Source organism: Nonomuraea sp. B208 (assembly GCF_057536035.1).
The window spans coordinates 293,377-318,164 of the sequence record NZ_BAAJOU010000028.1 but is presented as its reverse complement, the minus strand read 5'-3'; the positions used below and the strand labels follow the sequence as shown (position 1 = coordinate 318,164).

24 protein-coding genes are annotated in these 24,788 nt (G+C 73.5%); 11 read left to right on the top strand and 13 right to left on the bottom strand.

The window, feature by feature from the left end; all coding sequences use genetic code 11:
* Nucleotides 1–4: 4 nt before the first annotated feature.
* Nucleotides 5–376 carry a hypothetical protein gene (locus AC27IY_RS37775; RefSeq protein WP_487180947.1) on the bottom strand — a complete coding sequence of 124 codons (372 nt, stop codon included), beginning with the start codon at nt 374–376 and terminating at the stop codon, nt 5–7.
* 75 nt (nt 377–451) lie between these two features.
* Here AC27IY_RS37775 and AC27IY_RS37770 point away from each other — a divergent pair, with 75 nt between their 5' ends.
* Nucleotides 452–1,189: a thymidine kinase gene (locus AC27IY_RS37770; protein WP_487180946.1), complete on the top strand. Its 738-nt coding sequence runs from the start codon at nt 452–454 to the stop codon at nt 1,187–1,189.
* Between the two features lie 52 nt (nt 1,190–1,241).
* On the opposite strand, the gene AC27IY_RS37765 is transcribed toward AC27IY_RS37770, so the two are convergent.
* From AC27IY_RS37765 to AC27IY_RS37755, 3 genes are all read right to left on the bottom strand, one after another.
* A complete protein-coding gene (locus AC27IY_RS37765) occupies nt 1,242–1,913 on the bottom strand; it encodes a DsbA family oxidoreductase (protein WP_487180945.1) in 672 nt (223 codons plus the stop codon).
* A 53-nt stretch (nt 1,914–1,966) separates the two neighbouring features.
* Nucleotides 1,967–2,863: a hypothetical protein gene (locus AC27IY_RS37760; RefSeq protein ID WP_423450764.1), complete on the bottom strand. Its 897-nt coding sequence runs from the start codon at nt 2,861–2,863 to the stop codon at nt 1,967–1,969.
* 65 nt (nt 2,864–2,928) lie between these two features.
* A complete protein-coding gene (locus tag AC27IY_RS37755; protein ID WP_449946004.1) occupies nt 2,929–3,603 on the bottom strand; it encodes an SRPBCC family protein in 675 nt (224 codons plus the stop codon).
* A gap of 131 nt (nt 3,604–3,734) precedes the next feature.
* Here AC27IY_RS37755 and AC27IY_RS37750 point away from each other — a divergent pair, with 131 nt between their 5' ends.
* The 3 genes from AC27IY_RS37750 (at nt 3,735) to cydB (ending at nt 7,045) form a co-directional block, all read left to right on the top strand.
* The gene (locus AC27IY_RS37750) at nt 3,735–4,598 is read left to right on the top strand and encodes a polysaccharide deacetylase family protein (RefSeq protein WP_487180944.1); all 864 of its coding nucleotides are present in this window, start codon (nt 3,735–3,737) and stop codon (nt 4,596–4,598) included.
* Between the two features lie 204 nt (nt 4,599–4,802).
* Nucleotides 4,803–6,149 (top strand): cytochrome ubiquinol oxidase subunit I, encoded by a 1,347-nt coding sequence (locus AC27IY_RS37745; protein ID WP_423476652.1) that lies wholly within the window; start codon nt 4,803–4,805, stop codon nt 6,147–6,149.
* Nucleotides 6,150–6,166: 17 nt separating this feature from the next.
* A complete protein-coding gene (cydB, locus tag AC27IY_RS37740; protein ID WP_423450768.1) occupies nt 6,167–7,045 on the top strand; it encodes a cytochrome d ubiquinol oxidase subunit II in 879 nt (292 codons plus the stop codon).
* Between the two features lie 8 nt (nt 7,046–7,053).
* Here cydB and AC27IY_RS37735 read toward each other — a convergent pair whose 3' ends face one another.
* From AC27IY_RS37735 to AC27IY_RS37695, 9 genes are all read right to left on the bottom strand, one after another.
* Complete coding sequence (locus AC27IY_RS37735; RefSeq protein WP_423450769.1) at nt 7,054–7,476, bottom strand: hypothetical protein; 423 nt, start codon at nt 7,474–7,476, stop codon at nt 7,054–7,056.
* A gap of 53 nt (nt 7,477–7,529) precedes the next feature.
* On the bottom strand, nt 7,530–7,958 hold the full coding sequence (locus tag AC27IY_RS37730; protein ID WP_344212129.1) for a hypothetical protein: 429 nt from the start codon (nt 7,956–7,958) through the stop codon (nt 7,530–7,532).
* A 32-nt stretch (nt 7,959–7,990) separates the two neighbouring features.
* The gene (locus AC27IY_RS37725) at nt 7,991–9,007 is read right to left on the bottom strand and encodes a leucine-rich repeat domain-containing protein (protein WP_487180943.1); all 1,017 of its coding nucleotides are present in this window, start codon (nt 9,005–9,007) and stop codon (nt 7,991–7,993) included.
* 10 nt (nt 9,008–9,017) lie between these two features.
* Nucleotides 9,018–11,369, bottom strand: a complete 2,352-nt coding sequence (cutA, locus tag AC27IY_RS37720; protein ID WP_449946015.1) for an aerobic carbon-monoxide dehydrogenase large subunit — start codon at nt 11,367–11,369, stop codon at nt 9,018–9,020.
* Nucleotides 11,366–11,842, bottom strand: a complete 477-nt coding sequence (locus tag AC27IY_RS37715; protein ID WP_487180942.1) for a (2Fe-2S)-binding protein — start codon at nt 11,840–11,842, stop codon at nt 11,366–11,368. The genes cutA and AC27IY_RS37715 overlap by 4 nt, the downstream gene beginning before the upstream one ends.
* On the bottom strand, nt 11,832–12,671 hold the full coding sequence (locus AC27IY_RS37710; RefSeq protein ID WP_487180941.1) for an FAD binding domain-containing protein: 840 nt from the start codon (nt 12,669–12,671) through the stop codon (nt 11,832–11,834). Before AC27IY_RS37710 ends, AC27IY_RS37715 begins: the two co-directional genes overlap by 11 nt.
* Nucleotides 12,668–14,089, bottom strand: coding sequence for a uracil-xanthine permease family protein (locus AC27IY_RS37705; RefSeq protein ID WP_344212139.1), 1,422 nt, complete (start codon nt 14,087–14,089; stop codon nt 12,668–12,670). The genes AC27IY_RS37710 and AC27IY_RS37705 overlap by 4 nt, the downstream gene beginning before the upstream one ends.
* A gap of 139 nt (nt 14,090–14,228) precedes the next feature.
* A complete protein-coding gene (locus AC27IY_RS37700) occupies nt 14,229–14,438 on the bottom strand; it encodes an RNA-binding S4 domain-containing protein (RefSeq protein WP_020540721.1) in 210 nt (69 codons plus the stop codon).
* A gap of 10 nt (nt 14,439–14,448) precedes the next feature.
* Nucleotides 14,449–16,068, bottom strand: a complete 1,620-nt coding sequence (locus AC27IY_RS37695; protein ID WP_423450773.1) for a PucR family transcriptional regulator — start codon at nt 16,066–16,068, stop codon at nt 14,449–14,451.
* Between the two features lie 131 nt (nt 16,069–16,199).
* Between AC27IY_RS37695 and AC27IY_RS37690 the strand changes: the two genes are divergently transcribed.
* From AC27IY_RS37690 to AC27IY_RS37660, 7 genes are all read left to right on the top strand, one after another.
* A complete protein-coding gene (locus AC27IY_RS37690; protein WP_487180940.1) occupies nt 16,200–17,084 on the top strand; it encodes an oxamate carbamoyltransferase subunit AllH family protein in 885 nt (294 codons plus the stop codon).
* Nucleotides 17,081–18,430: an AllF/FdrA family protein gene (locus AC27IY_RS37685; protein ID WP_487180939.1), complete on the top strand. Its 1,350-nt coding sequence runs from the start codon at nt 17,081–17,083 to the stop codon at nt 18,428–18,430. The genes AC27IY_RS37690 and AC27IY_RS37685 overlap by 4 nt, the downstream gene beginning before the upstream one ends.
* Nucleotides 18,427–19,827, top strand: coding sequence for a YlbE family protein (locus AC27IY_RS37680; RefSeq protein WP_487180938.1), 1,401 nt, complete (start codon nt 18,427–18,429; stop codon nt 19,825–19,827). Before AC27IY_RS37685 ends, AC27IY_RS37680 begins: the two co-directional genes overlap by 4 nt.
* 144 nt (nt 19,828–19,971) lie before the next feature.
* A complete protein-coding gene (locus tag AC27IY_RS37675; protein ID WP_344212163.1) occupies nt 19,972–22,008 on the top strand; it encodes a serine/threonine-protein kinase in 2,037 nt (678 codons plus the stop codon).
* A gap of 46 nt (nt 22,009–22,054) precedes the next feature.
* Nucleotides 22,055–22,627: a TetR/AcrR family transcriptional regulator gene (locus AC27IY_RS37670; protein WP_371249439.1), complete on the top strand. Its 573-nt coding sequence runs from the start codon at nt 22,055–22,057 to the stop codon at nt 22,625–22,627.
* Between the two features lie 52 nt (nt 22,628–22,679).
* Nucleotides 22,680–23,882, top strand: coding sequence for a Cmx/CmrA family chloramphenicol efflux MFS transporter (locus tag AC27IY_RS37665; protein WP_487180937.1), 1,203 nt, complete (start codon nt 22,680–22,682; stop codon nt 23,880–23,882).
* A complete protein-coding gene (locus AC27IY_RS37660; RefSeq protein ID WP_487180936.1) occupies nt 23,879–24,691 on the top strand; it encodes an MOSC domain-containing protein in 813 nt (270 codons plus the stop codon). Before AC27IY_RS37665 ends, AC27IY_RS37660 begins: the two co-directional genes overlap by 4 nt.
* Nucleotides 24,692–24,788 lie beyond the last annotated feature (97 nt).

The window sequence follows — 24,788 nt, the reverse complement described above, 5'->3', positions numbered from 1 at the left end:
TCCTCTAGCCCCGGCGCCGGCCGAGCACTTCGTCGACGACCCTGGGCGCGTTGGCCGTGCCGACGTGCGCGGCCAGGCGGATCGCCAGCTCCTGTGTCCTGGCCAGCTCGGCCTCCACCCTGGCCTTGCCCGACTGGCCGGCCTGTACGCCGAAGTACGCGCCGACGATCGTACCGATCACCCCCGCCACTCCGGCGAAGAGCGAGGCGAACTCGCGCGTGGCGAACACCGCCGCCGCGAAGGCGATCAGGACCGCCACGATTCCCGCCACGACCACGTAGAAGCCGTAACGCCATCGGGTGGCGTCGGCCTGCGCGGCGGTAAGATCGTCCTGCTGCAGCATCGCGTCGAGCGAGGACGGTTTGTCGGTGACCACAGTTCCTCCTGAAACCTCAGGGGGAAAATGTCCCACGAGGTCATGGGACAAGCCAAGCCGCTAAGCTGGCGGCCCGTGACCCAATCGTCTGCCTTGTCGCCGGTGCCGTCCGGGGCGCGGGACGCCGTGCTGAAGTTCTACTTCGGCCCCATGGACTGCGGGAAGTCCACCCTCGCGCTTCAGATGAACTACAACCACGCGAGACAGGGCCGGCGCGGCCTGGTGCTCACCAAGCACGACCGCTCGGGCGGGCCTCAGGTGACCAGCCGCATCGGGCTCGGGCTGGAGGCCGTCGAGGTGGAGGACGGCCTCGACCTCGTCCGGCTGGTGACCTCTCACGACCGCGTCGACTACCTCATCTGCGACGAGGCGTGCTTCTACAGCGTCGAGCAGATCGAGCAGCTCGCCGACCTGGTGGACGAGCACGGCGTGGACGTCTACGCCTTCGGGCTCGCCTCCGACTTCCGTTCGGTGATGTTCCCGGCCGCGCAGCGGCTGTTCGAGCTGGCCGACGAGGTGTGCCGGCTGCAGGTCGAGGTGCTGTGCTGGTGCGGGCGGCCCGGGCAGCTCAACGCGCGGGTGGTGGGCGGCGTGATGGCGCGGACCGGGGAGCAGGTGGTCATCGGCGACACCGACGACTCGCCGGTGCGCTACCAGGTGCTCTGCCGCCGCCACCACCGGTCCGGGCAGCTCGGCGAGGGCACCCCCGCCGACCGGCCCGGACCGATCGAAGAGGGCTCCCCCACCGACCGGCCCGACCGGTCCGGCCGGCTTGACGACGTCCTCGCGCCGGCCGCTCAGACCGCGCAGTAGCCCGTCGACCCCGCCGCCTCAGACGGCGCAGTAGCCGTCGACCCCGCCTGCCTCAGACGGCGCAGTAGCCGTCGTCGTCGCAGCCGTCCGCGGGCGCGGCCAGCTGCGTGATCGGCTGCTGGCCGGTGCGCTCGGCCACCTCGTCGATGGCCGCGTCGAACGCCTCCTGCGGCTGCGCGCCCGACACCGCGAACTTGCCCTCGAACAGGAACAGCGGCACGCCGGTGATGCCGAGCGACCGCGCCCGCGCGATCTGCTCGCGTACCTGCTCGGCGCCCTCCCCGGTGTCCTCGACGCCGGTCTCCGCGGCCAGCTCGGCGAGCACCGCGGGGTCGGCCACGTTGCGGCCCTCGGCGAAGTGCGCGCGGAACAGCCGCTCGGCCATCTCGCCGCCGCGGCCCTGCCGGGTGGCCAGCTCGATGAGGCGGTGCGCCTCGAACGTGTTCGCGCTCACGCCCTTGTCGTAGTCCATGGCCAGGCCGTCGGCGGCGGCCACGCCGGCCACCCGCTGCACCATCTGGGCGGCGTTCGGCCCGAACTTGCGCTCCAGCATCGGGATCACCGGCTCGCCCTCGTGCGAGGCGTCCGGATCGAGCTGGAACGGGCGCATCGTCACCTCGATCGTGCCGCCCCTGGCCCGGAACCGCTCGGCCGACTTGAGGAACCTGGCATGCCCGATGTAACACCAGGGACACGCGACATCGGAGAATATTTCCACCTTCACGCCAGGGGACAACCCCGGCGGCCCGCGACCGATTCCTGCCCGCCGGCGGGGCGTCAGCCGGCGGCCAGCTCCTCCAGCCGGTACGGCAGGTACGCCGAGTCGTCCACCAGCGCCGACACCCCCCGCCACCAGCCGAACCACTCGCCGCTGCGCCACATCCAGTCGACCCGCTCGATGGCCGCCACCACGTCGCCGACCGTCTCCCAGGTCTCGCCGAGCTGGTCGCGGGTGGCCCCGTGACGCAGTGCCCAGGCGCGCAGGATGCCGGAGGCCCGTGCGGGGACCTCGCGGGCGTACGGGTCGGGGTGCTCGCCGGGCAGCCGGTGCGGCCCGAGCCCGGCCGCCACGCCCCAGCTCCACTGGGCCTCGGCCGGACGGGAGTAGCGCAGGGACTGGAAGTCCAGGTTGGAGCCCAGCTCCTCGTCGGCCCGCCGGGTGACGACCGCGTCGAGCCGGCCGCCGGCGTCGAAGTGCACGACGAGCCGCTGCCCCGGCCGGACGCCCGGCGGCAGCGCGAAGCGGTCCTCCGCCTGCCAGGAGTTGAGGTCGACCTGGGCGACCGGCGCGCCCCAGAGCTGGTCGGCGGCGTCGTCGGCGATCCAGGCGGCGAGCATCTCCAGCGCGGTCAGGTCGGTCCACGGCTCGATCGCCACGGCCGTGCGGATCACCTCGTCGGGCGGCGGCAGCTTGCCGCCCCGGGCGCGGGTCCACCAGGCGGCGCCCAGCTCGCGGGTGCCGACCAGCAGCGCGGCGAGGGCGGCCAGCTCGGCCGAGCGCCGGGTCAGCGCGGCGCCGAGTGCCAGGTCGAGCGCGCGGCCGGTGCGCTCGTCCCCCAGCACCGGACGCACGGCGGCGATCAGGGTCCGGGCGGACGGCCGCTCCTCGCCCAGCAGGTCACGTACGATTCTCCTGGCTTCGGTCCGTGCGTCTTCAGCGTGTTCCTGCCGCATATCGCCACGTTACGCCGGGAGATCCTTTTCCGCGAGAGGCCATGGCCCTCCCGGAGAGCGATCTCTCAGGGGCGGGAGCGGCGGCCTGACCTGGCGAGCAGCCAGCCCACCGCGACGCCCGCGAGCGCCACGCCCGCGCCCGTGCCGAAGGAGGCGAGCATCACCCACGGACGGGTGGTGGTGTGGGCGGCGCCGGGCTTGGGCGGCCGCTCGTAGACGGCCCCGGCCCGTGGAACCCCGGCCGCCGTCTCGGCCGGAACCATCTCGGCGAGCACGGGGGCTGCGGCTCCGGCGGGAGCTGCGCAGAGGTGCTGCTCGACGGCCGAGAAGAACTCCCCCGCCGTCCGCTTGGCCACCGAGCCGAGCATGCGCTGCCCGACCCCGCCGATCATCCCGCCGATCACCGCCTCGGCGTCGTAGTCCACGCGGGTGCCGCCCGCGCCGTCCGCCTCGCTGAGCCGGAGCTGTACGGTCGCCTCCACGGTGCCGGGCGCGCCCTGCCCCCGCGCCCTGAGCGTGAAGCCCTCGCACGGCACGGGCTCGGTCAGCACGACCTCCCCCTGGTAGACGCCCTTGATCGAGGCCACCCCCGCGTTGACCGTCATCCGGTACGCCCCGGGCCCGGTCTCCTCCAGCCGTTCGCAGCCGGGGATGGTGCGCACCAGCACCGCCGGGTCCTGGAGCGCCGCCCACAGCCGTTCCTTCTGCACGCCGATCACGGCGCTGCCCGCCACTCGCATGCCGCCACTCTAGGCAGCGCGGGCCCGCCGGATAAGGGCAACACCTGCCAGACGGCGGCGGTGTCGCACCGACAAGGGTCGTCCCCATGGGGCCCCTGAGAGCCCTCGGAGAGATGGCAGGATGGTCCCTCGTGCGTCCAAGATCCCCGTTAGAAGCGCTCAGGCCCGCCTGCGTCGCGCTCGCGCTGCTGGCCGCCGCCTGCGCGCCGGGCGGCGACGCCACGCCCGACGGTTCCGGCCCCTCCGCGGCGCCGACGGGATCCGCGCCGCGCTCGTCCGCCCCGCCCCGCCCGCAGGGCCCGCCGGGGGCGCTCCCCCGCCCGGGCGAGGTGCGTCCCCTCCGCACCGGCGCGCTCCCCCCGGTGATCAGCTCGATCCCCACCAAGCGCAAGGTCGTCTTCCTCACCATCGACGACGGCTGGGAGCAGGACCCGGGCCTCGTCCGCCAGGTACGCGACCAGCGCATCCCCCTCACCGTCTTCGCGATGCGCGACGCGGTGGAGGCGAAGGGCACCCCCGACCAGTCGGGCGGCCAGGCCCGCTACGTCGGCGCCGGCAAGTGGGACTACTTCCGCGAGCTGCGCGACGCGGGCTCCCCCGTCGAGAACCACACCCTCACCCACCCCGACCTGCGCGCCCTCCCCTACGCCGCCCAGCGCCGCGAGCTGTGCGGAGCCTCCCGGCTGATCGGGAAGGAGCTGGGGGCCCGCCCGACCCTGTTCCGCCCGCCGTACGGCTCCTACAACACCGACACCCTGCGGGCCGCGAAGAGCTGCGGCATGTCCGCCGTGCTCCTCTGGACCGCCACCGTCCAGCCCGGCGGCAAGATCGCCTACCAGGTGCCCGACAAGCAACTGCGCCCGGGCGACGTCCTCCTGCTGCACTTCCGCCCCAACCTGGCGCGCGACTTCCGCGTCCTGGTGAAGAAGATCAAGCGCCGCGGCTACGAGCTCGGCAACCTCCAGGCCTACCTGGACGCCACTTTGGCCCGCTGACTCCAGGGTCCGCCGGGCGGGGTACCCCGGAATCAGCCCGGCGGGTGACGCCCCGGGCCGCCCTTCGGCGGCATTCTCGATACCCGGCAACCAGCACGTACGTAAGCGGATGTGACCAAGGTCGCATCGCGTTGCTCTACGGCCTGTAGTACTACTAAGGGTAGATGTACTACAGCTTGTAGAGCTCAGGAGTCGACGGGGAAGATGGACGCACTTGACCTGGCACGGTGGCAGTTCGGGGTCACCACCGTGTACCACTTTCTGTTCGTGCCCCTGACCATCGGTCTGGGGATCTTCGTGGCCGGGCTGCAGACCGCCTGGCACCGCACCGGCAAAGAGCACTACCTGAAGCTCACGAAGTTCTTCGGCAAGCTGTTCCTGATCAACTTCGCCATGGGCGTGGTCACGGGCATCGTGCAGGAGTTCCAGTTCGGGATGAACTGGAGCGAGTACTCCACCTTCGTCGGTGACGTCTTCGGGGCGCCGCTGGCGATGGAGGCGCTGCTCGCCTTCTTCATGGAGTCCACGTTCCTGGGCCTGTGGATCTTCGGCTGGGACCGGCTGCCGAAGAAGGTGCACCTGGCCTGCATCTGGGCCGCGGCCATTGGCTCCAACCTGTCGGCGTACTTCATCCTGGCCGCCAACGCCTGGATGAAGCACCCGGTCGGGTACGAGGTCGTGGACGGCAAGGCCCGCATGACCGACCTGTGGGCGGTGCTGACCAACTCCACGGCGCTCGCCCAGGTGCCGCACGTGGTCGGGGCGGCGTTCATCGTGGCGGGCGGGTTCGTGCTGGCCGTGTGCGGCTACTGGATGCTGCGGCGCAACGCGCCCATGTGGCGCAGCGCGGCGCGCGGCGCGCTGGTCATGACGGCGATCGCGGGGGCGGTCGTCGCCGGCACGGGCGACATGTCGGGCAAGCTGCTGTACGAGCAGCAGCCCATGAAGCTGGCCGCCGCCGAAGGTCTCCGGCACGACACCGCGGGCGCCGGGTTCAGCATCGTCCCCGGCATCGAGATCCCCCACGTCCTCAGCTTCCTCGCCACCAACGACCCCAACGCCACCGTCCAGGGCACCGAGGACCTGCAGCGCCGCTTCGAGCAGCAGTTCGGCCCCGGCGACTACCGCCCGGACCCGACCGTCGTCTTCTGGTCGTTCCGCCTGATGATCGGCTTCGGGATGGCCACCGTGGGCCTGTCGGTGCTCGGGCTCTGGCTGACCCGCCGCCGGCGCGAGTTCCCCCGGTGGCTGTCGCGGGCGCTGGTCGCGGCCCTGCCGCTGCCGCTGCTCGCGGTGATCGCCGGCTGGCTGCTGAGCGAGATCGGCCGCCAGCCGTGGACGGTGGCCGGCGAGCTGCTGACCGCCGCCAGCGTCTCCCCCGGCGTGTCCCTGGCCGAGGTGGCGATCTCGCTCGCCGTCTTCACCCTCCTGTACGGCGCGCTCGCCGTGGCCGAGGCCGTGCTGCTGACCCGGCACGTACGCGAGGGCGTCCCCGAGCCCCAGCCCGTCCCCCTGGCCGAGCAGCGGCGCGAGCCGTCGCTCATGTACTGAGCAGAGGCACACCGACCATGATCGATCTCTGGTTCGTCATCATCGCCTTCCTCTGGACGGGTTACTTCGTGCTGGAGGGCTTCGACTTCGGCGTCGGCCTGCTGGCGCCCCTCCTCAGCAGGAACGACGCCGAGCAGCGGCAGAGCCTGCAGACCATCGGCCCCGTGTGGGACGGCAACGAGGTGTGGCTGATCACCGCGGTGGGCGCCATGTTCGCCGCCTTCCCTGCCTGGTACTCGGGGGTGTTCAGCGCGTTCTACCTCCAGGTCACGCTGATCCTGGTGGGGCTGATCCTGCGCGGCGTGGGCCTGGAGTGGCGCGGCAAGGTGCGCAACCCGGCCTGGTGCGACATGGCGGTCATGGTGGGCAGCGGGCTGCCGGCGTTCCTGTGGGGCGCGGTCTTCGCCGACCTGCTGTTCGGCAGCCCGGTCGCGGCGGTGATCGGCGGCGCGTTCACGCTGGCCGTGTGCGTCCTGCACGGCGCGGTGTTCCTGGCGCTCAGGACCACCGGCCCGATCCGTCACCGGGCCCGCCTCGCCGCCATGGCGGCCGGCGCCGCGGTCATCCCGGTCGCCGTGCTCGCGCTGTCCAACCTGGGGACGTTCCCCGCCCTCGCCGCCATGGCGGCGCTCGCCGCGGCGGCGGCGCTGATCTGGCGGCGCAGGGAGGGCTGGGCGTTCACGGCCACGGCCGCCGCCATCGTGCTGTCCACGCTCGCGGTCTTCATGGAGCTGCGGGTGCGTCCGCTGCCGGGGCTGACCCTGGCGGAGGCGGCCTCCGGGGCATACACGCTGACGATGCTGAGCTGGATCGGGCTGATCGCGCTCCCGTTCGTCCTGGTCTACCAGGGCTGGACGTACTACGTGTTCAGGAAGCGGGTCCGCGTGGCCGCCTGAAAGGCGGCTCAGCCGACCACCTTCATCTGCTTCGTACGGTGGTCGGTCAGGTGGAGGTCGCCGCCGAGGCGTTCGCGCAGCAGGTCGAGCACCTGGCGACCGGACAGCACCGTCCACAGGTTGCCGACCAGGTGCGGGTTGTACTCGGGTGCGGCGTCCATCCAGGCGTCCTTGCCCGCTTGGGAGGCGAACGTGGTCACGAAGAACTCGCCGTCGGGGGTCCGGCAGTAGCCCGTACGGAGCTCGGCGGCGTCGACCTGGATGCGCGGCTTGCAGCCGACCTTGGCGGCGAGCTGCTCGACGGAGGGCGGGGCGGCACCGGCCCGGCCGCCCGCGCCGGAGGGGCCGCCGCCGCTCCCGCTGCCCTGGGAGCAGGCGACGGCCAGCCCGGCGAGCAGCACTATGGCCACCAGACGTGGAAATGTCGTCATGTGCGGAGGTACGCAGCCCTTCCGGCCCCGGTTCGGCCCCATACCCGTTCGGGCTACTTCGGGGACGGCGTCTGCGAGACCCGGTGGTCCATGAGATGCAGGTCCCCGCTGAGCGGGGACTTGAGCTGCTCCAGCACCTCCAGCGGGCCGAGCACGGTCCAGCGCGGGCCGACCAGGTGCGGGTTGTACTCCGGCGCCTGGTCCATCCACTGGTCCTTCAGCTTCTCGGACTTGAAGGTGTTGACGAAGAACTCGCCGGCCTCGGTCTTGCAGTGGCCGGTGCGGATCTCCTCGCTGTCGACCTGCATCTTCGGCGTGCAGCCCACCTTGGCGGAGAGCTGTTCGACGGAGAGCGGGGTGGCGTTCGCCTGTTGCTGGTCGTTGCCCGCTGCGACGTAGCCGCCCCAGCCCCCCGAGGAGGAGCATCCGGCGACCAGTCCGGCCAGCAGCGCGAAAGCGGCCAGACGTGGAAATGTCGTCATGTGCGGAGGTACGCAGGGACGCGGGGTCCGGTTCAGCGCAGGACGACGCAGCCGCGCCCTTCGAGCACGCGCAGCACCTCGGGGTCGCCGTCGAGCTTGTTCCAGCGCAGGTCCAGCTTCTCCAGCGCGGTCAGCCCGGCGAGACCGTCGGGCAGCTCCCGCAGCCGGTTGGCGCGCAGGTCGAGATGGGTGAGGCGGGGCGGCAGGGCGTCCGGCAGCGCGCGGAGGTGGTTGCCGCGCAGGTCGAGCACGCGCAGCTCCGCGCAGGCGGCGAGGGCCGCGGGCAGTCGGGTGAGCCGGTTGCCCTGCAGGTGCAGCTCGCGCAGCCTGCTCAGCCGGCCGAACGACTCCGGCAGCGCCTCCAGCCGGTTGTTGTAGAGGCGCAGCTCCATCAGCGCGGCCATGTCGCCGAGCGCGTCGGGGAGGCGGGTCAGCCGGTTGTCGGTGAGGTTGAGGTAGGCGAGCCGGTCCAGCCGCCCGAGGGCCGCCGGCACCTCCGTGAAGGCGTTGTCGCTGAGGTAGAGGTAGTCGGTGAGCGGCAGGTCGCCGAGCTCGGGCGGGATCGCGGTGAGGCGGTTGTGGCCGAGGTCCAGCATGCGCAGCCGGGTGAGGCCGCCGACGGCCGCGGGGAGGTCCGTCAGGGCGTTCTCGGCCAGGTTGAGCGAGCGCAGCCCGGTGAGCTTCCACAGGGCGCCGGGGACGTCGGCCAGGCCGTTCGCGCCGGCGGCCAGGTGGCGGAGCGCGGGCGGCAGGCGGTCCGGGAGCTCGCGGACGCGGTTGCCGTACAGGAAGAGCGTCTCCAGGCCCGGCGGGCAGGAGGGGAAGGCCGTGAGCCGGTTGCCGTCCAGGTGCAGCGCCCGCAGCGCGCCGAGCCCGGACAGGTCGGGCAGGGCGGTGAGGGCGTTGCCGTCGAGCCGCAGCTCCTCCAGCGCCGCGAGCCCGCCCACCCGGGCGGGCACCTCGGCGAGGTCGTTCCACGCCAGATCGACCACCCGGACGTCGTCCGGCACCTCGGGGAACACGGTCAGCCCGGAGGCAGGCGCACGCATGCCGCCGATCTTACGTGCCGCGCAGATGGAACAGGTCGGAGGGAGAGATGGGCATCCGGTCGATGGGGAAGCCCTCGGCGTCCTCGATCGCCGAGGCGATGACGGCGGAGACCGGGATCACGCCCGCCTCGCCCGCGCCCTTGATGCCGAGCGGGTTGAGCGGCGACGGCGTCTCCAGGTGGGCGGTCTCGACGTGCGGCACCTCGGTGGCGTACGGCATGAGGAAGTCCATGAAGGAGGCGTTGAGCAGCTGCCCGTGCGGGTCGTAGACCATCCGCTCGTAGAGCGCGCCCCCGATGCCCTGCGCCACTCCCCCGTGGATCTGCCCCTCCACGATCATGGGGTTGATGAGCCGCCCGCAGTCGTGCACCACGGCGTAGCGCAGCACGCGGATCTCGGCCGTGTCGGGGTCGGTCTCGACGACGGCGGCGTGCATCCCGGCCGCGAACGTGGACCGGATCGGCGAGTAGTAGTCGCGCCCTTCCAGCCCCGGCTCCTCGCCCTCGGCGACCGGCGGCCGGTCGGGCGCGGCCGACCCGGCGAACTGGGTGGCCTTGGCGGTCTCCTCGTCGAAGGCGTAGCGCAGCGGGTTGGCCAGCACGGCGACCGTGGACAGGGGGACGGCCGCGTGCGGCGCCCCTGCCACGTGCACGATCCCGTCGGTGATCTCCAGGTCGGCGGGGTCGGCCTCCAGCGCGTCGGCGGCGATGCGCAGCGCCTTCTCGCGCACCTTGCGGCAGGCGAGCGCGATGGCGTTGCCGCTGACGACGGCGGCGCGGGAGGCGAAGGTGCCGACCGCGTAGCCGAACCTGCGGGTGTCGCCGGTGACCACGCTGATCCGCTCGATGGGCACGCCCAGCTCGCTCGCGGCGATCTGGGCGAAGGCCGTCTCGTGGCCCTGCCCCTGGGAGGTGAGCCCGGTGGAGACGTGCACCCGCCCGTCGGAGGTGATCTGCACGTGCCCGCCCTCGTACGGCCCCACGCCCGTACCCTCGACGTAGCAGCCGATGCCGATGCCGCGCCCCGGCACGCGCTCGAAGGAGTCCCAGCCGATGAGCTCCTTCAGCAGGCGCAGCATCTCGGGGTAATCGCCGCTGTCGTAGATGAGCGGCCGGCCGTCCTGGAAGGTCATCCCCTGGTCGTACGGGAACTCGCCGGGCCCGATGAAGTTGGCCGCGCGCACCTCGGTGCGGTCGCGCCCCAGGTGGCGGGCGATCTTGTCCATGGTGCGCTCCATGCAGAACACGCCCTGCGGGCGGCCCGCCCCACGGTACGGCGTGACCTGCACGGTGTTGGTGTAGACGGAGCTGAACTCGACCCGGTACGCCCCGATCTTGTAAGGGCCGAGCAGCTGCGTCGAGGTGACGATCGGGACGATGATCCCGTAGGGGGTGTAGGCGCCGTGGTCGTGCAGGATCGTCACGTCCAGCCCGAGCACGCGCCCGTCGTCGTCGAACCCGACGCGCACGTACTGCACCTGCCCGCGTTCGTGTGCCGAGGAGATGAAGTGCTCCCTGCGGTCCTCGGTCCACTTGACCTCGCGGCCGAGCGTCATGGCCGCCCACGGCACCAGGATCTCCTCCGGCCACGGGTGCACGATCTTGACGCCGAAGCCGCCGCCGACGTCCGGCGCGATGACCTCGACCTGCGGCAGCGGCAGGCCGAGCGCGGCGGCGACCGCCATGCGCACGCTGGTGGAGGTCTGGGTGCTGGAGTGGACGCGCAGGTCGCGGCCGTCCCAGCGGGCGTGGACGCCCCGGCCCTCCAGCGGCATGCTGGCGCTGCGCTCGATGTCGAGCCGGAAGGCGAGCGTGTGCGGCGCGGTCTCGATGGCCTCGCGGGCGCCGCGCCCGTCCGCGCCGGGCACCTCCTGGACCAGGTGCGCGCCGACGTTGCCGGGCACGTCCTCGTGGACGAGCGCCGCCCCCTGCACGGCCTCCTCCAGGCCGACGACCGGCTTCAGCACCTCGTAGTCGACCTCGATGAGCGCGCAGGCGTCCTCGGCGGCGTAGCGGTCGGCGGCCACCACCATGACCACCGGCTCGCCCACGTGCCTGACGACGTCCCTGGCCAGCGGGTACGCGGTCCGGCCGTGGGTGAGCGCCGGGTGCGGGATGAGCAGCGGCAGCGGCCGGCCGACCCGTTCGGGCAGGTCCTCCCACGTGTAGACGGCGACCAGGCCCTCGACGTCGAGCGCCGGGCCGACGTCGATGTCGCGGATGCGGGCGTGCGCGTGCGGGGCGCGGACGAACGCGGCGGCGAGCGCGTCGGGGCCGAGGTCGTCGAGGTAGCGGCCGCCCCCGGTCAGCAGCCGGGGGTCCTCGCGCCGCTGGACCGGCTCCCCGAACAGCTTCGTCGTCATGCTTCCTCCGCCATCAGCTCGGCGGCCCGGTGGACGGCCTTGACGATGTTCTGGTAGCCGGTGCAGCGGCACAGGTTGCCGGAGATGCCCTCCAGCACCTCCTCCTCGGTGGGGGCGGGGTTCGCCTCCAGGAACGCGGTCACCGTGCACAGGAAGCCGGGGGTGCAGAAGCCGCACTGCAGGCCGTGGCACTCGGCGAAGGCCCGCTGCACCGGCGACAGCCCGCCCGGCCCGGCCAGCCCCTCGACGGTGGTGATCTCGCGGCCGTCCACGGTGACGGCGAACGTCAGGCACGAGCGCACCGGCTCGCCGTCGAGCAGCACCGTGCAGCAGCCGCAGACGCCGTGCTCGCAGCCGACGTGGGTGCCGGTCAGCCCGAGGTCGTGGCGCAGGCAGTCGGACAGCAGCCGCCTGGCCGGGACGCTCACCCGCCGGGCGGCGCCGTTCACCACGAGCGTGATCTCATGCTCCAAGGGTCTCCGCCTCCTGTGCGGCCTCGCGCAGGGCCCGCTCGGCCAGCACGCCCACGAGGTGGCGGCGGTAGGCGGCCGTGGCGTGGATGTCGTCGTCGGGTTCGGTCTCCTCCCGCACGGCACGCGCCGCCGCCGCCCAGTCGGGGGCGAGGGCGCTCACGTCCACCACGACGGGGACGGCGCCGACGCCGACGCAGGCCACCCGGGCGGCGCCGCCCGGGCTCACGACGGCGCACGCCCCGGCGAGCGCGTAGTCGCCGTGCCGGCGGGACACCTCGGCGAAGGCGCATCCCGCGCCCGGCGCGAGGTCGGGGAACCAGGCCGACACGGCCAGCTCGCCCGGCAGCACCGCCGACTCCATGGGGCCGGTGAAGAAGGCGGCGGCCGGGATGTCGCGCTGCACCACGGCCCCGTCGTGCCGGCGGGCCACCCGTACGGACCCGCCGAGCACCGCCAGCACGGCGGGCAGCTCGGCGGCCGGGTCGGCGTGGACGAGGCTGCCCACCACGGTGCCGCGGTTGCGGATCACCGGGTGGGCGACCAGTTTGAGCGCCCGGGTGAGCAGCGGGTGCGCGCCGGAGCGCTCGGCCTCGGCGTGCCGGGCCAGCGCCCCGACGCGTACGCCGCCGGGCTCGCGCCCGATGCCGCCGAGCCCGGCCACCCGGTTGACGTCCACGAGGTGCGCGGGCGCGACCAGGCGCATGTTGAGCATGGGGATGAGGCTCTGCCCGCCGGCCAGCACCTTGCCCTCCGCCCCGACCTCCGCAAGGGTGCGGAGCGCCGCGGCGAGGTCGCGCGGTGCGTGGTAGTCGAACGGCGGCGGCTTCACCCGGCCTCGTTCCCCGCCGGCGTGGCCGGTTGGAGCGGCCGTCCGGCGATGGCCCGCAGCAGGTGGTAGCCGCCGAGCACGACGATGGTGCCGAGCGCGATGCCCTCCAGGGTGAGGTCGCCGCCCACGAAGTGGCTGACCGGGCCGATGGCGAGGATGATGCCGGCGCCGGTCGGCACCATGTTGACGGGGTCGGCGAAGTCCACCCGGTTCTCGATCCAGATCTTCGCGCCGAGCAGGCCGATCATGCCGTAGAGGATGACGGTGACGCCGCCGAGCACGCCGCCCGGCGTGGCCGCGACGAGCTGCCCGAACTTGGGGCACAGCCCGAACAGGATCGCGATCACGGCGGCGATGTAGTAGGCGGCGGTCGAGTAGACCTTGGTGGCGGCCATGACGCCGATGTTCTCGGCGTAGGTGGTGGTGGGCGAGCCGCCGACCGCGCTGGCGACCACGGTGGCGACGCCGTCGGCGGCGACCGCGCGCCCGACGTAGGGGTCGACGTCCGTCCCGGTCATCTCGCCGACGGCCTTGACGTGCCCGACGTTCTCCGCGACGAGCGCGATGACCGCGGGCAGCACCAGCAGCACCGCCGAGAAGCGGAAGTCCGGCCCGTGGAAGCTCGGCAGCCCGAACCAGTCGGCCTTGGCGACGCTGTCGAAGCTCACCCGGTCGTGCGGGAAGGCCGTTGCCAGGCAGTACGGGCCCTCGGGGGCGCACGCGTTGCCGGCCGCGTCGCGCAGGTTGGCGCCGGGCAGCACGGAGGTGACCGGCCCGGCCAGGCGGTCCAGCACCCACGACAGCACGAACCCCGAGACCAGCCCGACCAGCACCCCGATCCGCCCGATGAAGCCCTTGAAGGCCACGATCACCACGAACGTGATGAGCATCGTGAGCAGCGCCACCCAGTGGTCCTGCGGCCAGTAGACGTCGGCCACCACGTAGGCGAGCCCGAACCCGATGAGCATGACCACCGCGCCGGTGACGACGGGCGGGAACACCCGGTGGATGATCTGCACGCCGAGGAAGTGGATGGCGACCCCGATGAGCGCCAGCACGAAGCCGACGACCAGGATCGCGCCGGTCACGACGGCGTCCGCGCCCGCCGTGTCGCCGCCGGCGACCGCGCGGATGGCGAGCACGCCGCCCACGAACGAGGCGCTGGTGCCGAGGTAGCTGGGCACCCTGCCCTTGACGATCAGCAGGAACAGGATCGTCGCCACGCCCGACATCATCACCGCGACGTTGGGGTCCAGCCCCATGACGAGGGGGAAGACGAACGTCGCGCCGAACATCGCGATCACGTGCTGCGCGCCGAACCCGACCATCCTGGGCCAGCTCAGCCGCTCGTCGGGCCTGACCACCTCGCCGGGCGCCAGATGCTTGCCGTCACCGTGTCTGGTCCATCCCCAAACCATGAGCGCCCCTTTTGCGCTGGGCCTTGCCGGCGACCCGTTTACCGTTGCGGGCACATTAGGCCCGCCCCGGTAGTCCTACACGGGCATGATCTGCCAAATCTGCCCGGCCCACCAGGGGGAACCTCGCGCACATGCCGATTCAGGCGACGTGAATGGAGAAACCGTCGCCGCTCACGACCTGGCCGGCCCGGATCTTGGCGGTCTTGCGCAGCTCCACCTCCCCGTCCACGAGGACCAGGCCCTCAGCGATGAGGTGCTTGGCCATGCCGCCGGTCTCGGTGACGCCGCAGTACTTCAGCAGGTCGCAGAGCGGGATGAAATCGGAGCGCAGTTCGAAGTCGAGGTCCACGGGGACAAGCCTAGATACCTCTCATGCGCAGGACGTGCAGGGCCAGCGTCAGGTTGAGCCGCAGGTGCGGGTCGTCGGTGAAGTTGCCGAGCATCCGCTCCAGCTTGCCGATGCGGTAGCGCAGCGTGTTGTAGTGGAAGTGCAGCCGGCGCGCGGTCTCGGCCACGTTGAGGTTGGTCTCCAGCAGCACGTGGAGGGTGCGGCGGAGGTCGGCGTTCTCGGCGTCGTCGTCGGTGGCCAGCGGGCCGAGCGTCTCGCGGACGAACGCGTGCAGCTCGTCGGTGTCGTTGACCAGCGACAGCAGCCGGTAGACGCCGAGCTGGTCGAAGTGGGCGACCGCGCCGGGCCCGTGGAGCTGGCGGCCGACGCGGGCCGCCTTGAGCGCCTGCGCGTACGCCTCGGGCAGCGCGTCCGCTCCCGGGCTCGGCCGGGAGGTGCCGGTGGAGAACGTCGCGGGCGGCAGGTCGGCGAAGGCCGCGGCGGCGTCCTTGGCCACCCGCGCCGCGTCGAGCCCGGCGTCGATCACCGCCACCACCTCGTGCGAGAACCCGGCCACCGCGCCGCGCGGGTCGTGCCGCCTGACGGCCGCCGTCCAGCAGGCGACCAGCCGGTCCTGGGCGCTGCGCTCGTCGCCGTCGGGGTCGAGCTCGGCCACGAGCACGGTCACCGGCCGCGACAGGTCCCATCCGAACGCCCGCGCGCGGCCGTTGACCCGTTCGGCCGTGCCGGCCCGGCCGGTGAGCACGTCGCGCAGGAAGTCGGCGCGGTATTTGCTCTCGACGGCGTTGACCGCCTCCTGGCGGGTGACGACGAGCGCGGCCACGGTGGCGGCCCGCTCCAGGATGCCGACGTCGCTGTCCCTGATCGCGGTCGAGGCGCTGTAGGCGACGATGCGGCCGTGGTGGTGCCCGCCGGCCAGCACGGGCACCGAGGCGAACTCCCTGCCGCGTCCCCCGGCCCTCGCGGGCGCGCGGGCGGCCGTGGTGGGCGGCCCCTCTCGGGAGATCGACTCGCGCAGCGCGGCCACGTGCTCGGCCGGACCGGCGGTGGCCAGCACGGCGCCGGCGCCGTCCACGACCGCCACCGACACGTCGAGGAGCTGCGCCACCTCGGCGGCCACCTCGCCCAGCCCGCCGCCCGCCAGCACGACCTGCACCAGCGCGCGGTGCGCCTCCTCGGCGCGGGCCAGCACGGCGGCCTGCCGGTTGAGAATGTCGGTGAGCACCTGGTTGAGGATGTCGTCGAAACCCACGTCGTTGGGCAGCAGGATGAGCGGGAAGCCGAGCCGGTCGGCCTGCTCCACCATGTCGCCGGGCAGCTCGTCGACATACCTGCCGAGCTTGATCGCGAGGGCGGCGAGGCCGCGCTCGTCGAGGTCGGCGACCAGCCGGCCGAGCGACTGCGGGGTGTTGCGCAGCGGGTAGCCGGTGGTGAGCAGCAGCTCGTGCGGCTTGACCCAGGCCAGGATGTCGGGGACCTCCATGACGTTGAGCCGCTGCACGATACGGCCGAGCCCGCTCTCGCCCGCGATGAGCCTGGCCTCCGCGAGGGTCGACACGCCCAGCACCTCCCCGACGGAGACACCGTGAATGATGGTGCCGGTGCTGGCGAGACGGACTGGGGGCTCCATGGGGAGATTGTGACCCCCGGAACGGTCTGTCAGGAAGAGCCAACCTTCCCGCGCACTGTTGGCAAATTTCTCCGTACGGAGGGTTCGCCGGCCGTTCTACGGTCAGGTCCAAGGTCGGTCAGGGAGGTCCGTTGCCCGTCGGTGTCCATGTCAGCACGTCCGCGCGGCGCACCCGCGTCCGTGCCTCGGCTCACGTCCCGGGAGCGGCCAGCACCGCGGTCCGTCCGCTCCTGGAGGCGTCGCGGCGGCCCGCCCGGGTGCTCGCGGCGTTCCCCGCCGGGGTCTACCTGGAGGTGCGGACGGAGCTGGAGCCGACGGTGATCGCGGTCATCACCGGCGAGGCGGTCCGGCTCCCCAACTCCGTGCTGCTGGCGGGCGGACTGCCCAGGGTCGAGGTGGGCGAGGAGGCGTGGGTGGGCGACCGGGGCGTGGACCTCGGGCCGCTGAGCCTGCGCGTCCGGCGCTGGTGGGACCCCGCGCCGCCGCTGGGGCAGGTGGACCTGGCGGGCCTGGAGGGGGCCGCCACGGTCCTCGTCCGGCCGGCGGAGCCCGCTCCCGGGCTGCCGGGCAACGGCGCGGTCGCCGCGCTCGCGGCGGCCTGCGGGCGCGGCTGGCTGCTGGGCATGGCGACGGCGGCCGAGCAACTGGTCGGGCTCGGTCCCGGGCTCACGCCGAGCGGCGACGACGTGCTGGCCGGGCTGCTGGTGACGCTCCGGCACCTCGGGACGGCGACGGGGACGGAGCGGGCGGTGTGGCTGGCCGGCTGGCTGGCGGCGACCGTGACGTTCGACGCGCGCACCCGTACCACTCCCCTGTCGGCCACGCTCCTGCACTGCGCGGCCCGTGGCGAGGCGAGCCCGGAGGTGACGGCGGTGCTGCGCGGCGTCGCCGGCGCGCAGCCGCTCGAACCGGCGCTGCGGCGGCTGCGCCGGGTCGGCCACACCTCGGGGGCCGACCTCGCGCAGGGGATCGCGATCGGCGTGGACGCGGTGCTCTCACTCGGCGGGCGCCCGTGAGCGGGGAGGTCGTCCTCGTCCGCAAGGGCGCCTATCACGACTCGGTACGGCTCATGCGGGTGAGCAGGGCGCTGTCGGCGACGCCGGGCGTCGAGACGGCCATGGTCGCCATGGCGACGGAGCTGAACGTGGCGGTGCTCGGCGACCTCGGCTTCACCGTGCCGCCGGCCGGTCCTGGCGACCTGCTGATCGCCGTACGGGCCGACGACCCCGGCGCGGCCGTGGCGGAGGCGGACCGGCGGCTCGGCGAGCTCGAACGGCCCGGCGAGGCGGGGGCGGACGGGCAGCCGCCGCTGACGACCGGGTCGGCGATCCGCCGCGAGCCCACCGGGCTGGCGCTGGTCTCGGTGCCGGGCGAGCACGCGTTCTGCGAGGCGTACGACGCGGTGGCGGCCGGGCTACCCGTCATGATCTTCAGTGACGGCGTGCCGGTCGCGCTGGAACGGCGGCTGAAGGAGCTGGCCGAGGAGCGGGACGTCCTGGTCATGGGCCCCGACTGCGGCACCGCCTCGATCGGCGGGGTGGGGCTCGGGTTCGCGAACGTGCTCGCGCCGGGGCCCGTCGGCGTGGTGGCGGCCTCCGGCACCGGCGCGCAGCAGGTCACCTCGCTGCTCGACTGGGCGGGGGCGGGGGTCAGCCACATCCTGGGCGTGGGAGGCAGGGACCTGTCGGCCGAGGTCGGCGGCCTGTCCACGCTGCGCGCGCTGCGCCTGCTGGACGACGACCCGGCCACCGAGCTGATCGTGCTGATCTCGAAGCCGCCCGCGCCCGAGGTGGCGGGGGCGGTGGCGGAGGCCGTGGCGGGGCTGCGCACCCCGGTGATCAGCGCGCTGCTCGGGCGGGACGCCACCGACCTGACCGACACGGCCGAGGCGGCGCTGCGGGCGCTCGGCCGGCCGGTGCCGGAGTGGCCGTCCTGGCCAGGCCCGGTGCGTGGCGGCGCGCGCAAGGCGCTCAAGGGCCTCTACTCCGGCGGGACGCTGAGCACGGAGGCCGCGCTGGTCGCCGGGCAGGGCGACTTCGTGGACTACGGCGACGACGCCTACACGCGGGGCCGCGCGCACCCGATGATCGACCCGGCGTTGCGCGTGGAGGCGCTGGCGCGGGCGGCGGAGACGGACGTGGTGCTCATGGACGTCGTCCTCGGCCACGCGGCCGACCCCGACCCCGCCGTGACGCTCGCGCCCGCCATCGCCCGCACACCGGCCACCGTGGTCGTGGCGCTCGTCGGCACCCAGGGCGACCCGCAGGACCTGCACCGCCAGGCCGCGGCCCTGCGGGAGGCGGGGGCGGCCGTCTACCTCTCGAACGCCCAGGCCGCCCGGCATGCCAGGAGCCTCCTATGACCTTCCTGTCCCCCCCGTCCCGCGTGGTCACGACCGGGGCCGGTCTGCTCGACGAGTCCCTGGCCGCGCAGGCCGTGGCCACCACGCCCGTGGACTGGCGCCCGCCGCTGCCGGGCACCGCCGAGGCGCTGGTCAGGGTCCTGTCCGACCCGCGCAGGCAGGCCGCGAACGAGCTGGCCGCCCGCCGCCTGACCACCGCCAGGCCGCATCTGGTGGGCGTCCGGCGTGCCTCGGAGGTGCTGGGCGAGGCGCTGGCGGGCGGCGCATTCCTGCACGCGGGGCCGCCGATCACCTGGGAGCGGGCGTCCGGGCCGCTGCGCGGCGCGCTCATCGGCGCGATGCTGCTGGAGGGCCGGGCGGGCGACGAGCGCGACGCGGAGCGCGGGCTGGCCGCCGGCGAGGCGGCGCTGCGGCCCTGCCACGAGCACGGCGCGGTGGGGCCGATGGCGGGCGTGGTGAGCCCGTCGATGTGGATGTTCGAGGTGCGCGACGAGGAGCACGGCGGCCTCGCGTACTGCTCGCTGAACGAGGGCCTGGGCAAGGTCCTGCGGTACGGCGCGTACGGCCCCGAGGTGCTGGAGCGGCTGCGCTGGATGGACGAGGTGCTCGGCCCCGTGCTCGCCGCGGCGCTGGCCGCGACCGGGCCGCTCGACCTGCGCGCGCTCGTCGCGCAGGCGCTGCAGATGGGCGACGAGCTGCACAACCGCAACCGCGCGGCCACCTCGCTGCTGCTGCGCGAGCTGGCCCCGGCCGTGGTCGAGGCCGCGCCGGGGCGGGCGGCGGAGGTGCTGCGCTTCATGGGCGGCAACGACCACTTCTTCCTCAACGCGGGCATGGCCGCGGCCAAGGCCGCCACGGACGCCGCCCGCGACGTGCCCGGCTCGTCCATGGTCGTGGCGATGGCCCGCAACGGCACCGAGTTCGGGGTGCAGGTGTCGGGGCTCGGCGGGCGCTGGTTCACCGGCCCGGCGGGGGTGCCCGACGGGCTCTACCTCGGCTCGTACGGCCCCGACGACGCCAATCCCGACATCGGCGATTCCACGATCACCGAAACCGCGGGCCTCGGCGGTTTCGCGATGGCGGCCGCGCCCGCGATCGTGCGTTTCGTGGGCGGCGAGGTGGCCGACGCGGTACGGGCCACCCGCTCGATGTACGAGATCACGCTCGCCGAACATCCGGCGTACCAGATTCCCGGGCTCGGCTTCCGCGGCACGCCGGTCGGCGTCGACGTGGCCCTGGTGGCCAGGACGGGCGTGCTGCCGGTGGTCAACACCGGTATCGCGGGCCGCGTGGCGGGAACCGGGCAGGTCGGGGCGGGTCTGGTCGAACCACCCGCACAGGCGTTCGTGGCCGCTTTGCTGGCATTGGCCGCAGCGGTAAATGATCCAATTTCTTGAAATTCGCCATATCTGCACGTCAAGGGCGTTGTAACGACGTATCAGCTTCCCTTGCGCATTCGCCGCCGTTATCGTAACGAACCTCATAATCTGCAAGTAGCGTGATGAACGCACGTGACGGATGAGGGAGATGGGGGCGGGATCATGGCAGCCGACCGCTTGCTCGGCGGATCCGGCCAGGCAGGGGACGCCGTGAGCGGCGCCGCCCAGGGCCAGGGCCGGCTGGTCGGCCGGCGCTACCGCCTGATGTCCCCGGTCGGCAGGGGCGGCATGGGCATGGTGTGGCACGCCCACGACGTGCTGCTCGACCGGGACGTGGCGGTCAAGGAGCTCATGCTGCCCTACGGGCTCGACCAGGCGGGCAAGGAGCTCGCGCACCGGCGGATGCTGCGCGAGGCGAGGTCGGCCGCCCGGCTGCAGCACCCCGGCATCGTGACCGTCCACGACGTGGTCGAGGAGGACGGGCGGCCCTGGATCGTCATGGAGCTGGTCCGCGCGTGGTCGCTGGAGCAGGCGGTGCGCCAGAGCGGGCCGCTGCCGGTGATCCAGGCGGCCGAGATCGCCATCCGGGTGCTCGACGCGCTCATGCACGCGCACGCCGCCGGCATCCTGCACCGCGACATCAAGCCCGGCAACGTGCTGCTGACCTCCGACCGCGTCGTGCTGACCGACTTCGGCATCGCGGCCATCGAGGGCGACGTGACGATCACCCAGACCGGGCTGCTCATGGGGTCGCCGGCGTACATCCCGCCGGAGCGGCTGTCGGGGCAGACGATCACGCAGGCGGCCGACCTGTGGTCGTTCGGCGCCACCCTGTACGCCGCCGTCGAGGGGCGGCCGCCGTACGAGGGTCCTGACCCGGTCGCGGTGCTCGGCCAGGTGCTCACCCAGCCCCCGATCACGCCGCAGCGCGCCGGCTCGCTCATGCCGGTGATCGAGGGCCTGCTGCGCAAGAACCCCGAGGAGCGGCTGACCGCCCCGCAGGTCGTCGAGATGCTGGAGGCGGTGCTGCGGGCGCACGGCTCGGTCCGGCCGCGCACGCCCGAGCCGCTGCCGAGCCCGGTGGAGCCGGTGCCCGCCGACCTGCTGCCGCCGCTGGACCCGCCGTCGGGGCCGATGCCCTCGCGGATCGTGGAGACGCCCTCGGGGCCGGTACGGATCCCGTACGACCCGCTCACCAGCCCGTCGGGCGGGCACGCGATGCCGTACGACGGGCTGGGCTCGCCGTCCGGCAGCCACCGCACCGACCAGATCCCGCGCCCGCAGGGCTTCGGCGACCCCGCCTACCCCGGCGGGCCGCCCCCCGGCCTGTCCCCTGGGCTCAACAGGGAACCGGACGACGACCTGATCGGCGGGTCCGGCCCGCATCCGCGCCCGATCCTGCCGCTGACCACGGACAGCCGCTCCGCCGGCCCGGCGGACACCCCGTGGCCGCTGGCCTCCCCCGACGACCTGCGCGAGCACTCGCGCGGCCTGACCGACGACCTGCGTCCCGGCCGCCTGACCCGGCTGCCCTCCGCCGCGCCGCGCACGGGCAGGAGCCGGCGGCGGACCGAGGACGACGACGGCCTGTGGATGCGCGACGGCCGGCCCACGCCGCTCACGATCGCCGGCTCCCTGGTGGTGGTGGGCGGCGCCATCGTCGCGGCCGTACTCGGCCTGTCGAGCGGCGGCTCCCCCACGCCGGTGGCCGGGCAGCCCGCGGCCACGGCCACCGCCCGCACCCTGCAGAGCGAGCCGTCGGCGGCGCCCGACGGCTACCGGGAGCAGACCGCGGCCGGGTTCACGGTCGCGGTGCCCGAGGGCTGGAAGCTGGCGGCGGCGGGCGGCGTGGCGACGTTCACCGGGCCCAAGGACTCCGGTCTGCGCGCGGTGGTCGAGGACGCGAGCCCGGAGGCTGACGGCGGCCTGGCGGAGCTGAGCCACCGGGAGTCCGAGGGCGGGAAGGAGAGCTACATCCAGGTGCAGCTCCAGGGCGTGAACTACCGGGGCTGGAAGGCGGCCGACTGGGAGTACACGTACACGACCGCGGCCGGCGTCCCCATGCACGCGCTGACCCGGTACGTCACCGTGGACGACACCACCGCCTTCACGATCACCTTCGACGTGCCCGAGCTGAAGTGGGACGAGCAGGCCGACATGCGCAAGGTGTTCCTCAACACCTTCCGCCAGACCACCTGACCCCCGTTTTGCACTGACCGTTCCAGAACGTGCTAGCGTGGCCGCCATGGCACGACCGAGGACGTTCGACGAGGAGGCCGCCGTCGAGGCGGCGATGCGCGCGTTCTGGCGGGCGGGTTACGAGGCCACCTCGACGCAGGACCTCTGCGCGGCCACCGGGCTCGGGCGCAGCAGCGTCTACAACGCCTTCGCCGGCAAGCACGACCTGTTCCGCAGGGCGCTGCGCCGCTACATGGACCAGCGCGACGCCGCGCTCATCGAGCTGATGGACGGCGAGCTGCCGATCAGGGAGAAGGTGGCCACGGTGCTGGGCTGGGCGGTCGCGCCCGACCCCGACGACCCGGACGGCTGCCTCGTGGTCAACTCGATGATCGAGCTGGGGCCGCGCGACGCGGAGGTCGCCGAGATGCTGCGGCGCGACACCGAGCTGCGGGTGGGGATCATGCGCGCGGCGTTCGAGCACGCCAGGGCGCGGGGCGAGCTCGCGCCGGACAAGGACCCGCTGGAGCTCGCCAGGTTCGTGACCGCCACCGTCTCCGGGCTGCGCGTGCTGGGGCGCGGCGGGGCCGACCGGGCGGCGCTGGAGTCCGTCGTGCGCACCGCGCTGGGCGTGCTCTGATTTTTTCGTGCCCGAATTTTGGACTGACCGATCTAAAAGAAGGGAGACCGCCGTGCCCTTGGCGGTTTACGTACTGGGCCTGTCGATCTTCGCGCAGGGCACCTCGGAGCTGATGCTGGCCGGGCTGCTGCCCGAGCTGGCCGCCGACCTCGGGGTGTCCGTGCCGCGGGCCGGGCTGCTGATCTCGGCGTTCGCGATGGGGATGCTGGTGGGCGCCCCGGTGCTGGCCGTGGTGACGCTGCGCTGGCCCCGGCGTACGGCGTTGCTGACGTTCCTGGTGATCTTCGCGCTCTCCCACGTGGTCGGCGCGCTGACCAGCGACTACGCCACGCTCTTCGTCACCAGGGTGGCCGGCGCGTTCGTGTACGCCGGGTTCTGGGCCGTGGCGGCGGGCACCGTCATCGGCCTCGTGCCCGCCGGGGCCCGTGGCCGGGCGATGAGCGTGCTCGCGGGCGGGCTGACCGTCGCGACCGTGCTCGGGCTGTCCCTGGGCACCGTGCTGGGGCAGCATCTCGGCTGGCGGGCGGCGTTCTGGGCGGTGGCCGCGATGACGCTGCTCGCGGGCGTGGGCGTGCTCGCCACCATCCCGGGCGGCGGCGGGCGCGGCGACTCGGCGCCGCGGGTCGGGGCGGAGCTGCGCGCGCTGGTCAACCCCCGGCTCTGGCTCGCGTACGGCACCACCGCGCTCGCCACCGCCGCGCTGCTGGCCACCTTCAGCTACCTGAGCGCGCTGCTCACCGTCACCACCGGGCTGGCCCCCGCCTGGGTGCCCGCCGTGCTGGCCGGATACGGACTCGGGGCGCTCGCCGGCATCACGGCCGGCGGCAGGACCGCCGACGCCCGGCCGTTCCCGACCCTGTTCGTCGGCGTCGCGGGCGTGGTCGTCGTCTCGGCGGCGCTGGCCCTGGCCGCCCCGGCGCCGGTGCTCGCCGTCGTGCTGGTGGTCCTGCTCGGCGGGTTCGGCTTCGCCACCAACCCGGCGCTCAACACCCGCGCCTTCGCGCTGGCGGAGGGCGCGCCGACGCTCGCCGCCGCGGGCAACGTCGCCGCCTTCAACGCCGGCATCACGATAGGCCCCTGGCTGGGCGGCCTGGTCATCGACGCGGGCCTCGGCTACCCGTCGGTCTCGTGGCTCGGCGCGGCGATCGGTCTCGCGGCCCTCGCCGCGGTCGCGCTGGCGGCGCGCCTGTCCCGCGGAGAGGCTTCCGCGACCCAGGACCGGGCCGTGCCCGGTGCGGTACGGTCAGCGATATGAGGCTGGCCAGCATCCACCGATATCCCATCAAATCGACTGCCGGGCACGACCTCACCGAGGCCGAGGTGCAGCCCTGGGGCCTGGCGGGCGACCGCCGCTACCTCATCATCGACGAGCGTGGAGACATGCTCACCGCCCGCGACGAGCCCCGGCTGCTGTCCTGCGTGGCCCGGCTCGACGGCGACCGGCTCACCCTGACCGGGCCGCACGCCGATCCGTTCCCCGTGGTCCCGGATGGCACGCTGTCCACCGTGGACGTGTGGGGCACCCCGGTGGAGCTGACCGACTGCGGCGACGCGGCCGCGCGCTGGCTGTCGGAGCTGGCCGGGCGGCCGGTCCGGCTCAAGTGGCTCGACGACCCCACGCGCCGCCGCATCGACCCGCCGTACGGGAGGCCGGGCGACAGCGTGAGCCTGGCCGACGGCGCCCCGCTGCTGCTCACCACGACCGCCTCGCTGGCGCGGCTCGACGAGTGGGTCGCGGAGGGCGCGCTGGAGCGCGGCGAGGAGCCGCCCGCGCCCCTGTCCATGCGCCGCTTCCGGCCGAGCGTGGTCGTGGACGGCGCGACGGCCTTCGCCGAGGACGAGTGGAAGCGGCTCAGGATCGGCGACGTGGCCTTCCGGGTCACCAAGGGCTGCGACCGCTGCGTGCTCACGACCATCGACCCGGAGACCCACGCGAAGGGCAAGGAGCCCATCCGCACGCTGTCCCGGCACCGCAAGTGGGACGGCAAGGTCTGGTTCGGCATCAACCTGATCCCGGACACGACCGGCAGGATCAAGGTGGGCGACGCCGTCACCGTCCTCTGAATGCTCCCGTTTTCCTGAAATATCGCAGAAAAAGGTCTTCCCGGGCGGAAAAGGGTTGCTGCCCTTCTTTGGGGTGTTGTTGAGGTACATGCGAGAC